Origin of the sequence: Mesorhizobium loti R88b (assembly GCF_013170845.1) — a bacterium.
Classification (GTDB): Bacteria; Pseudomonadota; Alphaproteobacteria; order Rhizobiales; family Rhizobiaceae; genus Mesorhizobium; species Mesorhizobium loti_B.
The window spans coordinates 4,220,188-4,231,697 of record NZ_CP033367.1 but is presented as its reverse complement, the minus strand read 5'-3'; the positions used below and the strand labels follow the sequence as shown (position 1 = coordinate 4,231,697).

General features: G+C 62.7%; 10 protein-coding genes. 4 read left to right on the top strand and 6 right to left on the bottom strand.

What is annotated here, in order from left to right; translation table 11 throughout:
* Positions 1 to 9: 9 nt before the first annotated feature.
* Positions 10 to 426, bottom strand: coding sequence for a response regulator (locus EB235_RS20620; protein ID WP_275451165.1), 417 nt, complete (start codon positions 424 to 426; stop codon positions 10 to 12).
* A gap of 203 nt (positions 427 to 629) precedes the next feature.
* Between EB235_RS20620 and EB235_RS20615 the strand changes: the two genes are divergently transcribed.
* Together EB235_RS20615 and EB235_RS20610 are read left to right on the top strand one after the other, a co-directional pair.
* Positions 630 to 929, top strand: coding sequence for a DUF3572 domain-containing protein (locus EB235_RS20615; protein WP_027029196.1), 300 nt, complete (start codon positions 630 to 632; stop codon positions 927 to 929).
* Positions 926 to 1,579 (top strand): hypothetical protein, encoded by a 654-nt coding sequence (locus EB235_RS20610; protein ID WP_027029197.1) that lies wholly within the window; start codon positions 926 to 928, stop codon positions 1,577 to 1,579. Before EB235_RS20615 ends, EB235_RS20610 begins: the two co-directional genes overlap by 4 nt.
* A 112-nt stretch (positions 1,580 to 1,691) precedes the next feature.
* On the opposite strand, the gene EB235_RS20605 is transcribed toward EB235_RS20610, so the two are convergent.
* Both EB235_RS20605 and EB235_RS20600 read right to left on the bottom strand, forming a co-directional pair.
* Positions 1,692 to 3,308 (bottom strand): hypothetical protein, encoded by a 1,617-nt coding sequence (locus EB235_RS20605; protein WP_245268951.1) that lies wholly within the window; start codon positions 3,306 to 3,308, stop codon positions 1,692 to 1,694.
* A 93-nt stretch (positions 3,309 to 3,401) separates the two neighbouring features.
* Positions 3,402 to 3,989 (bottom strand): GNAT family N-acetyltransferase, encoded by a 588-nt coding sequence (locus tag EB235_RS20600; RefSeq protein ID WP_027029199.1) that lies wholly within the window; start codon positions 3,987 to 3,989, stop codon positions 3,402 to 3,404.
* A 66-nt stretch (positions 3,990 to 4,055) separates the two neighbouring features.
* On the opposite strand from EB235_RS20600, the gene EB235_RS20595 reads away from it, so the two are divergent.
* Complete coding sequence (locus EB235_RS20595) at positions 4,056 to 5,384, top strand: DNA polymerase IV (protein WP_027029200.1); 1,329 nt, start codon at positions 4,056 to 4,058, stop codon at positions 5,382 to 5,384.
* A gap of 23 nt (positions 5,385 to 5,407) precedes the next feature.
* Here EB235_RS20595 and EB235_RS20590 read toward each other — a convergent pair whose 3' ends face one another.
* The gene (locus EB235_RS20590) at positions 5,408 to 5,914 is read right to left on the bottom strand and encodes a hypothetical protein (protein WP_027029201.1); all 507 of its coding nucleotides are present in this window, start codon (positions 5,912 to 5,914) and stop codon (positions 5,408 to 5,410) included.
* Positions 5,915 to 6,082: 168 nt separating this feature from the next.
* Between EB235_RS20590 and EB235_RS20585 the strand changes: the two genes are divergently transcribed.
* The gene (locus EB235_RS20585) at positions 6,083 to 6,964 is read left to right on the top strand and encodes a DMT family transporter (protein WP_027029202.1); all 882 of its coding nucleotides are present in this window, start codon (positions 6,083 to 6,085) and stop codon (positions 6,962 to 6,964) included.
* A gap of 12 nt (positions 6,965 to 6,976) precedes the next feature.
* Here the strand turns inward: EB235_RS20585 and EB235_RS20580 are convergent, their stop codons facing one another.
* Together EB235_RS20580 and dnaE are read right to left on the bottom strand one after the other, a co-directional pair.
* Positions 6,977 to 7,780: a potassium channel family protein gene (locus EB235_RS20580; protein WP_027029203.1), complete on the bottom strand. Its 804-nt coding sequence runs from the start codon at positions 7,778 to 7,780 to the stop codon at positions 6,977 to 6,979.
* A 52-nt stretch (positions 7,781 to 7,832) separates the two neighbouring features.
* Complete coding sequence (gene dnaE / locus EB235_RS20575) at positions 7,833 to 11,360, bottom strand: DNA polymerase III subunit alpha (RefSeq protein ID WP_027029204.1); 3,528 nt, start codon at positions 11,358 to 11,360, stop codon at positions 7,833 to 7,835.
* Between the last annotated feature and the right edge of the window lie 150 nt (positions 11,361 to 11,510).

The window sequence follows — 11,510 nt, the reverse complement described above, 5'->3', positions numbered from 1 at the left end:
AAAGGCACATCAGGCATCGCCCAGGTAGGATTTGATGGTTTCGATGAAACGCGGCACCGAGATCGGCTTCGAAATATAGGCCTCGCAGCCACCCTGGCGGATGCGTTCCTCGTCGCCCTTCATGGCGAAAGCGGTCACCGCGATGACCGGGATGACGTGCAGATCGTCGTCCTCCTTCAGCCATTTGGTCACTTCCAGCCCCGACACTTCTGGCAACTGGATGTCCATCAAGATGAGATCCGGACGGTGCTTTCGCGCCAGGTCGAGCGCCTCCAGACCGTTGCGGGTGCGCACTGTCTCGTAGCCGCTTGCTTCGATGAGGTCCCGAAAGAGCTTCATGTTGAGCTCATTGTCCTCGACGATCATGACCTTCTTCGGCATCGACATCCCGTCCCGGCCGTCCTTCCGCTCGAAGGTGGCCGTCATGCGCCCTTCGTTGAACGCACCAAACCCTGCTTCACTATACGGCAATATGATTGACGAAACGGAAACCCTCGGGCTGCAAAGCAGCGCGAATTCCGTCTCGCCTGCCTGCGCGTCCAAAAGGCGCGCCGCGCTGTAGAGGCTTGCCGCAAGCAATTCTTGCCATTAATGCGGAAGAGACTCATTTCCACATACCGAAGGTAGTGATGGCAAACGCGACGTCAATGCGCGAAGAGGCGGAAACCATTGCCGTGAAGGCGCTGGGCTTCGTCGCCTCCGATCCGGAGCTGTTGCCGCGTTTTCTAGCGATCACCGGAATAGAGGCGCATTCGATCCGTAAAGCCGCAGGCGAGCCGGGTTTTTTGGCCGGCGTCCTGCAGTTTATTCTCGCCCACGAGCCGACCCTGATGCGCTTTGCCGAGGAAACCGGCACGCCGCCGGCAGCCGTCGGCAAGGCGTTGCGCGCCCTCCCGCTCGGCGACGACAACCATGAGCATTCCATATGAGCGATGATCCAGAAACCTTGCGCCAGATCGAGGAACTTTCGGCCGACGGCCGGCCGCTGCTGGTGCTCGACGTCGACGACGTGGTGCTCGAATTCATCCGCCCGTTCCCGCATTTTCTCAAGTCGCGCGGCTACGGCCTGACCCTGGCGTCCTTTCGCCTGACCGGCAACATCGCCGAAACGGCCAGCGGTCGCCTGATCGAACAGCCCGAAGTCACGACACTGCTGGGCGATTTCTTCGACGCGCAAGCCGATTGGCAAAGCATCACCGACGGAGCCGCGCAAGCCTTGGCAGCGCTTGGTGACCGTGCGGAAATCATATTGCTGACGGCCATGCCGCACAGGCATCGTGGCGTCCGTCGCGCGCATCTCGATGCCCTGGGTCTGAACTATCCGCTGCTGACCACCGAAATGGCCAAGGGACCCGCAGTCGCCAGGCTGCGCGGCAAGAGCGGCAGGCCGGTGGTCTTCGTCGACGATCAGCCGCACAATCTGGCGTCGGTACGGGAATCGGTCGCCGACGCCAATCTCTTCCACCTGATGGCCGACAATTCGCTGCGTACGTTCCTGCCGCCGGTCCCAGACGATGTCATTGTCGTCCAGGACTGGCACGAAGCCGCGCCGAAGATCGCGGGCGCGCTGGGGCTCTAGAGCAATTCCGGGAAAAGTGTGAAGCGGTTTTCCCTTGGGAATTGCGTAAAAACAAAGAGATAGAGCACTTCGACGTTTCCGTGAAACGGTGAAACGCTCTAGAGCCGAATCCTCAGGGATTCAGCTTCGCGCCGGCCCCGCCATTGTCGCTGCCGCCATTGCCGTTACCGCCATTGTCGCTGCCGCCATTGTCGCTGCCGCTATTGGCGCCGCCGCCATTATCGCTACCGCTGTTGGCGCCGCCACCAGCGTTCCCGTTGTCACCATCGTTGACGCTGTCGTCCACCGCCGGATCGGCGGGCTTGAGCATGACGCCGTTGACGGTGACCGAGCCGTCGGCCTTGGTGCTGACAGCCCATTCCAGCCGGCCATCCGGCAGCGTCTTGGCAAAACCCTTGGCCATGAGAACAACAGGCACGTACTGCCCTAGCTCCGGCTCCGCCTTTGCCGCGTCCTGCAGATGCGCCATGATCTTGTCGAAGCCCGCGACATCGACGGTCAGATTTGCATCGGGCTTTTCGCCGAAGCTTGTCATCTCACCTTCCAGCGCGATCTCCATGTCCTTGTTCTTGATCGTGCTGTGGCCGACAACGACCTTCGGCGCCTTGGCCAGGAAGTCGGCTTTGAGCTGGTCGCCGAACTCGGCCGACAGCGGCGGATCCTGATTGAGATCAAAGGTTTCGATCGCCTTCTTCGCCATGCTGTCGAGATCGATATTGGCGCCGCCGAAATTCAGGTCGATATCGGTGGGCAGCAGCGCCACGCTCCAGCTCGGCAAAAGCTGCTGCGGCACGGTCAGCCCCGACGCCTTGATGCCATAGGTGAGCGTGCCGCTCTGGGAAACGCCATCGCTGCCGAAGGCGGTGCTGAGCTGGGTCGCCCCGAAAGTGCCGATCGGGCTATCGACGGCGAAATCCTTGAAGCCATAGGTACCTTCGATGCGCTCCCATACCGGAAGCGCGGCGAGCAGAAGCGACTTCAGCTGCGCCTGGTTTGCCTTCAGCGTCTTCTCGTCCTCATTGGCCACGGCAAATGCCAGGAGGTCGAGTAGCGGCTTGGTCTGCACGCCCTTGCCGTTGGCTTCCACCGACACTTCCGGCGACTTCACGGTGACTGGAAAATTCAGCCCGTTCTCGGGGTCGTTGAATTTTACCGCTTCGACGAAATTCAAGACTTTCTGCGACGTGGTGAAATCAACACCGCCATTGGCGGCTTTCGTGGCAGCGATTGTCGCGGTGCCGGCACCAGCGCTCGCCTCGATCTGCTGCTTGCCATCCTTGGAAGCCATCGTCATGCCGGCGATCGAACTGGCGCCGCTGATGAAGGCCGCCAGCTTTGGATCGTAGACGCCGGATCCCTTGCCGTCCTTGATCGAAAACTGCGTGCTTTGCAGCCCCTCCGGTCCATTGAACTCGAAGGACGCGCTCTGCGAAAAGTCCATCGAGACATCCCAGGTCCCGTCGCTGCGCGGCTTGACCAGCAAGGCGTAAGGGGCGAAGTCGAATTTCCCCAGCTTCTGATCGGGGAAGGTCGCAGCCAGCGCCTTGAAATCAAATACGATCTTGTAGGCATCGCCTTCGGCCGAAACCTTCAGGATGCCCTTGTCGAGCGCCTGTTTGCCGACATAGCGGGACAGATCATCGGACAATTGCTTCGCGCCCTGGCTGTCGACGGCCTGGCCGAAAGCGGGCGCGCTGAGCAGAAGCGCGCTAAAGGCAACTGGCAACATACGGTTCACGCGAATTCTCCGTTTGGTCGAAAGGCAAAAATTGTCTCGTCCTTCTGGTAGGGAAATACCATCACAACTGCAAGACGATGATGTTCAGGCACCCGGTTCCAGCACCAGCCGCATCAGCGGCCGGCCGGCCTTGCGTTCCACAAGTCTTTCGAAACCGGCCTTCTCGAAAACCTGCGACGAGCCGACGAACAGGCCGATCGAACGCGAATCGCGCGACAGGTCGATCGGGCAGGCCTCGACAAGCCGTGCCCCGCTCTGGCGGGCGAAATCGATGCCGCCCTCGACGAGGCGATGCGTGATGCCCCTGCCGCGCGCCTTGGCGCGAATGAAAAAGCAGGAGATCGCCCAGACGGCCGGATCGGCGGCGTCGGCGGCATCAATGGGCGCCGAGCCCCTGCCCTTGTTGTTCCATTCGGGCACGTCGGCGCGTGGCCCGATCTGCATCCAGCCAACCGCACTGCCGTCCTCGAACGCCAGCACGCCGGGCGGCGGGCCGGTCTCGATGCGCGCCTTGATATGGTCCTTGTTGCGTTCGCGGCTGCTCTCGCGCCGCGCCGACGGCGCCAGCCGGAAATGCGTGCACCAGCAGCCGTAGCAGGCGCCCTGCTTGCCAAAAAGGTCCTCGAATTCAGGCCAGAGCTCAGGCGCCAGCGGCACTATGGTCGTGCTCATGCGGTTCTCCCCAGGCCAAGCTTGTCGCTGGCCCTGCACTGTCGTACCATTGCTTCTGTTCTCTTTATGTTCGCAGTGATGGCGGCCCCTGTCAACAATCCCGATCACGGTTTTTGCCGTGACTGCCTGACGTTTCAGCGCAGTGAGACGCGCCGCTGTGAGCGCTGCGGCAGCCCTCGCCTTGCCCGCCATCCGGAGCTATACCGGCTGCATCTGGCCCATATCGATTGCGACGCCTTCTACGCGGCGATCGAAAAGCGCGACAACCCGGCGCTCAAGGACAAGCCGCTGATCATTGGCGGCGGCAAGCGCGGCGTGGTCTCCACCGCATGCTACATCGCCCGCATCCGGGGTGTGCGCTCGGCCATGCCGATGTTCAAGGCGCTGGAAGCCTGCCCCGAGGCGGTCGTGATCCCGCCCAACATGGAAAAATATGTTCGCGTCGGCCGCGAGGTTCGCGCCATGATGCAGGCGCTAACGCCGCTGGTCGAGCCGCTGTCGATCGACGAGGCGTTTCTCGACCTCGCCGGCACCGAACGGCTGCACGGCCTGCCGCCGGCGGTGGTGCTGGCGCGCTTTGCCCTGGCGGTCGAGAAGGAGATCGGCATCACCGTTTCGGCCGGGCTTTCCTATTGCAAATTCCTCGCCAAGATCGCCTCGGACTTCCGCAAGCCACGCGGCTTTTCGGTCATTGGCGAGGCCGAGGCGGTCGGTTTCCTGGCCGAGCAGCCGGTGACCATGATCTGGGGCGTCGGCAAGGCGTTCAACGCCACGCTGGAGCGCGACGGCATCCGCACCATTGGGCAGCTTCAGAAGATGGAGCGTGGTGACCTGATGCGCCGCTACGGCGTGATGGGCGACCGGCTCTACCGCCTGTCACGTGGTGAGGATGTGCGCCGCGTCGACCCCGACCAGGATGCCAAGAGCGTATCGGCCGAAACAACCTTCGACACCGACATCGCGTCGCTGGAAGAGCTGGTCGCGGTGCTGAGGGGCCTTTCGGAAAAGGTCTCGGCGCGGCTGAAAAAGTCAGGCATTGCCGGGCGCACGGTGGTGCTGAAGCTGAAGACCCAGGATTTCAAGCTGCGCACGCGCAACCGCCAGCTCGGCGACCCGACCCGGCTCGCGGACCGCATCTTTCAGACCGGAGTGGAGCTTCTGCGCAAGGAGACTGACGGGACAAAATTTCGCTTGCTCGGCATCGGCGTCAGCGATCTCTCCGATGACGACAAGGCCGACCCGCCGGATCTGGTCGACGTGCAGTCGCGCAAGCGCGCCATGGCCGAAGGCGCCATCGATGCGCTGCGCGACAAGTTCGGCCGCAAGGCGGTGGAAACCGGCTATACGTTCGGCAGGGGCCGCGATGCCCACCCGCCGGAGCCGCTGGAAGACTGATGCCGGATGCAGCGATGAGCTAGTTAGACGCGCGTCAGATCGATCCTGCTCGTCACCACGCTCTTGCCGGTTTTCGGATCGGTATCGATGACCGTCAGCCGGATCCCGTTCTCGCCTCGCTTCTCGACCGTCATCTTGGCCTTGCGATCACCGTTGACGTCCTTCGCCCAGCGGATGCCGAGATTGATCGCGTTGCCCGACCGGCTGCCATTCAGCTGTGCCGGCCCGGTGCGAGATCCGACATAGACGCCGCTGTACTTCGCCCCTGTGACCTTCAGATTGGCGCTGATGGCGCGCGACACAACAACGAGACCACGGCAATTGCCATCCAGCGAGAGCGAGGTCGAGGTCGCATTCGACTTGAAGCTGCAGGACACGCTGACGTTCGGCACATCCGTGGTGACCTGGACAGTGCCCTTGCCGGCGAAATTACCCTTGAACGACTGGAGAAATTTGGTCTCGTCGGCATGAGCTGCGCCCGCGGCAATCACCAGGCAGCCAGCAAGCGCGACTTGCGCGTATCGTCTCATAAAACTCTCCTTGTCGATATGGAAAGGCAGCAGGGATAAAATATGGGGAGTCAACGCCCGCGCCCGTATCAGGTTCCACCAGCGCCGCAAGCAGGCCGTGGCAGCTGGCCTAGAAGAATACATCGGCTAGCGATTGCGGCAAAAGCGCCGGCCTGCGAGATAACAGCCATGGCACCCACCCCCTCGATCCCCAAGGCTGCGTTCTGGATGGCGCTGTCGATCACGTCCTTCCTGGGGATGTCGATCGCCGGCCGCGCCACGACAGCCGAACTCAACGTCTTCCAGGTGCTTGAACTGCGCTCGGTGATCGGCTTCTTCATCCTGTTGCCGCTGGTGCTGACGAGCGGCGGCTTTGCGGCGATGCGCACGCAGCGTCCCCTCGCCCATATCGCCCGCAACGTCGTCCACTACAGCGGCCAGGCGGCATGGCTCTACGCCCTGACGCTGATCCCGCTGGCGGTGCTGATCTCGATCGAATTCACCACGCCGATCTGGACAGCAATCCTGGCGGTGACTTTTCTCGGCGAGAGGCTCAGCCGTCCCAAGCTTGCGTCGGTCGTGCTCGGCCTGATCGGTGTGGTGGTCATCGTCCGTCCCGGCGTCAACGCGGTCGATCCGGGGCATCTGATCGTACTGGGCGCCGCGGTCTGCTTCGGCATCTCCCTGGTGCTGGTCAAATCGCTGACGCGGACTGACAGCGTCGTGCGCATCATCTTCTGGATGTTGATCATCCAGTCGGCGGTCGGCCTCATCCCGGCGCTCTACGTATGGCGCACCCCATCGCTTGAACTCTGGCCGTGGATCCTGCTGATTGCCTTCACCGGCATGTCGTCACATTTCTGCATGGCCCGCGCGCTCACCTATGCCGACGCGACCATCATTTCGCCCATGGATTTCCTGCGCGTGCCTCTATCGGCGCTGGTCGGCTGGCTGCTCTACAAGGAACAGATCGACGCCTTCACCGCCGGTGGCGCGCTGCTGATCCTGATGGGCAATCTGCTCAATCTGCAGCGCAAGCCGGTGCAAGCGGCTGAAGTGGCGGCATCGTAGCGTCGCCGCCGGTTAGCTTCCGTCGTCGGGTATATTGAGGAGATGCCCGCAGGCCTTGCAATGCACCGCATCCGGCTCGTGTCGCTGCAATCCGCATTGCGGACAAGGAAAGAACACCTTGGCCGGTCGGAAAATCGCCTGCGCCAGCCTGACAAACAGCGATATGCCTATGATCATGGTGACGATCGCCGTCAGCTTGCCGGCCATTCCCGGCAGCACGATGTCGCCAAAACCGGTCGTGGTCACGGTGGCGACGGTGAAATACAGCGCGTCGACGTAGTTTTCCAGCCCGGCTCCGTTGCGGAAGAAGAAGGTGTAGACAAAGCCGGTGATGACGAAAAGAAACGTCAACAGGTTGATCACCGCGTGGCTCGCCTCGCGCCAGGGTCTCAGCCCACGCATCTCGAAATGCCGCCAGATCGAACCGCTGCGCGACAGCGACCATAGCCGCAGGATGCGCAAAAAGCCGAGATTGGCGAGCGCCGTCGGCATCAGCAGCGTCAACAGGATGAAGACATCCACCCAGGAGGTCGGCTGCTTCATCAGGCGCAGCATGTCGTTGGAGGCCAGCAGCCTGGCAATCAGATCGGCGCCGACGAGCGCCGCCACGGCATAGTCCAGCCACAGGAACGAGGCCGATTGCTGGATGACCGGTGTCGCTATGAAGAAAGCGATGACGGCCAGATCGATGACGATTGCAGCCACCTGAAACCGGAAGGCGGCGGGTGTGCGCCCATGGTAGAGTTCGCGCAGCCTTTGGCGCAGCCGCACCAATACGGAGTCGCCCTGCGGTGCTTCCTTCTCCGCTACCTTCATGCCGATCGCGATGACACGAGCGGCAGATGCCGACGCCTGCCAACAGCGGCGATCACACCAGCTCCACTTCGACCACGCCAGGCACGGCGCGCATCGCCGAGGCGATCTGTGGCGAGACGCGGTAGCCGCCCTGCAAGGCAATCTCGACCTCGCCCTGCGCTTCTTCCTTGATCACGATAATGCTCACCTGGCTTTCGCCGCGCTGGGTAAGCTGGGATTGAATGATCGAGGCTGGCCCATCGTTCCTGACGAAAATCCGCAGCGCCTTCTGGATGCGGCTTGCCTCGTCTTCCAGCGACTGGACCGAGTTGATACGCAAATTGACACCCTCGGGCCTGTCCTCAGCCGCGACGGTGATGACGACGGAGCGGCCGGCTTCCAGGAGGTCACGGTACTGCGCCAGCCCTTCCGAAAACAGCACGGCCTCATACTGGCCGGACGTGTCGGAAAAGGCCACCACGCCCATCTTGTTGCCGGTGCGCGTCTTGCGCTCCTGCTTGCTGGTCACCGTGCCGGCCAGACGGCCGGCGGAAGCGCCGCGTTTGACCGCCGCCGAGAACTCCGCCCAGTTTTGCACCCGCATCTTCTGCAGCGCCGCCTTGTATTCATCGAGCGGATGGGCCGAGAGATAAAAGCCGATGACCTGGAATTCGCGGTGCAGCCGGTCGGCGGCGAGCCATGGGTCCGTCGGCGGCAGATTGAGCGCCTGCGACTGAGCGCCCAGCGAGGCCCCGAAAATGTCGGCCTGGCCGGAAACGGCATTCTGCTGGGCAAGTGACGCCAGCCCCATCATCCGTTCGACGCCGGCCAGCATCGCAGCGCGGTCGTGGCCGAAGCAGTCAAGCGCGCCAGCCATGATCAGGCTTTCGAAGACCCGCTTGCCGACGATCTTGGGATCGACCCGCTCGCAGAAATCGGCGAGATTCTTGAACGGCTTTTCGCCACGGACAGTGACGATGTGCTCGACCGCCGCGTCGCCGACACCTTTGAGAGCGGCCATCGAGTAGTAGATGCGGTTCTCGCCGACCTCGAAAGGCCGAAAACTCGTCATCACCGACGGCGCCAGAACCTCGATGCCGAGGCGCAACGCGTCCTGGCGGAAGTCGGCCAGCTTGTCGGTGTTGCCCATGTCGAGCGTCATCGACGCCGCCAGGAACTCGACCGGATAATGCGCCTTGAGATAGGCGGTCTGGTAGGAGACGACAGCGTAGGCGGCGGCATGCGACTTGTTGAAACCATAGTCGGCGAACTTGGCCAGCAGATCGAAAATGAGGTCGGCTTGCGGCTTGTTGACGCCGCGCTCCACAGCACCCGAGACGAAGCGCTCGCGCTGCTTGTCCATCTCGGCGCGGATCTTCTTGCCCATGGCGCGACGCAAAAGATCGGCTTCGCCGAGCGAATAGCCGGACAGTTCCTGCGCGATCTGCATGACCTGTTCTTGGTAGACGATGACGCCTTGCGTCTCCTTCACCAGATGGTCGATCTTGGGATGGATCGAGGCCATCTCCTCCTCGCCATGCTTTCTGGCGTTGTAGGTCGGGATGTTCTCCATCGGACCCGGACGATAAAGGGCAACCAGCGCGATAATGTCCTCGATACAGTCGGGCCGCATGCCGATCAGCGCCTTGCGCATGCCGGCACTTTCAACCTGGAACACGCCGACCACCTCGCCGCGCGACAGCATGGAGTAGGTGTCGGGATCGTCGAGCGGGATGGTCGCCAGATCGATGTCGATGCCGCGGCGGCGGATCAGCTTGACCGCCGTTTCCAGCACCGTCAGCGTCTTCAGGCCGAGGAAGTCGAACTTCACCAGCCCAGCCTGCTCGACATATTTCATGTTGAACTGGGTGACCGGCATGTCCGAGCGCGGATCGCGGTACATCGGCACCAGCTCCGACAACGGCCGGTCGCCAATGACGATGCCGGCGGCGTGCGTCGAGGCGTGGCGGTAGAGGCCTTCCAGCTTCTGCGCCATGTCGAGCAGCGTCTGGACGATCGGCTCCCTCTCGGCCTCTTCGGCAAAGCGCGGCTCATTGGCGATGGCATCCGCGAGCTTGACCGGATTGGCCGGGTTCTGCGGCACCATCTTGGACAGCTTGTCGACCTGGCCATAAGGCATCTGCAGCACACGGCCGACGTCGCGCAGCACGGCGCGCGCCTGCAGCGTACCGAAGGTGATGATCTGTCCGACCTGGTCGCGGCCGTATTTCTGCTGGACGTAGCGGATCACCTCTTCGCGGCGGTCCTGGCAGAAGTCGATGTCGAAGTCGGGCATCGACACGCGGTCCGGATTGAGGAAGCGCTCGAACAGCAGCGAGAAGCGCAACGGATCGATGTCGGTGATGGTCGTTGAATAGGCGACCAGCGATCCGGCGCCCGAACCACGCCCCGGCCCGACCGGAATGCCTTGCGCCTTGGCCCATTTGATGAAGTCGGCAACGATCAGGAAGTAGCCCGGGAATTTCATCTTCTCGATGATGCCGAGCTCGAATTCGAGCCGCTCGCGATACTGCTCGACCGTGTAACCAGGGGTCGGCCCGTGCAGCGCAAGCCGAGCGTCGAGCCCCTCACGCGCCTGGCGGGCGAGTTCGGCGGCCTCTGCCTTTTCGGCCGCATCCTTGTCGGAGGCATCGCCGCCGGTGAAGCGCGGCAGGATCGGGCTGCGGGTTTTTGGATAGTAGGAACAGCGCAGCGCGATCTCGACCGTGTTGTCGATCGCTTCCGGGAGGTCGGCGAACAGCTTTGCCATGTCGGCCTGGCTGCGCAGGAAATTGTCCGGCGACAGCCGGCGTCTGTTGTCGACGGCAACGACCGAGCCCTCGGCGATGGCGATCAGCGCGTCATGCGCGTCATAATCGTCGCGCGAGGAGAAAAACGCCTCATTGGTCGCAACAAGCGGAAGTTCGTGCCTGTAGGCGAGATCGATCGTCTGATGTTCGATGACCCGGTCGTAGCCCGCGACCCGATCCAGTTCGACATAAAGCCGGTCGCCGAACAGCGCCTTGAGCGTCAGGAGCCGCGTCTTGGCCAGATCGCGGCGATCCTCCTTCAAGGCGTTGCCGATCGGGCCGCGCGGCCCGCCGCTGAGGCAGATCAGCCCGTCGGCCCGACCAACCAGCGTGTCGGTGGTCAGGTGTACCGCCTCACCGGGCGGTGTTTCCAGGTAGACGCCGCTGACAAGCCGAACCAGATTGGAATAGCCGGCCTCGGTCGCGGCGAGCAGGACGACCGGCCGCATTTCCGGCCCTTGGCGGCGGCGATCACGCTGGCCGTCGCTGTTTTCACCGGAAAAGGCGAGCGCGATCTGGCAACCGATGATCGGCTGGATGCCGTCCTTCACCGCCTTCTGCGCGAACTCCAGCGCGCCGAACAGATTGTTTGTATCGGTGACGGCGATGGCCGGCGCCTCGTCCTTGACCGCATGGCCGACGACTTTGCTGAGTTGAAGCGCGCCCTCGAGCAGCGAATAGGCCGAATGCACGCGCAGATGCACGAACGGCCGCGCCGGCACCTCCGGCCGCGCGGCCGCGATCGCGGCTTCGCGCTTCAGGGGATCGCGTGGAAGTTTGTCATCCGCCATGGTTTCTCGCGCTGCCGAAGGCCTTGAGTCGATACAAATGTATTGTCCGGGACCGGGCGATACCAGTCCAGCACAAACGATCGCCAGCCACAGGCTTCCGCGACCCGGCGTCGGAGATTGTTTCGAAATTCGCTCTGGCGAATCATATGA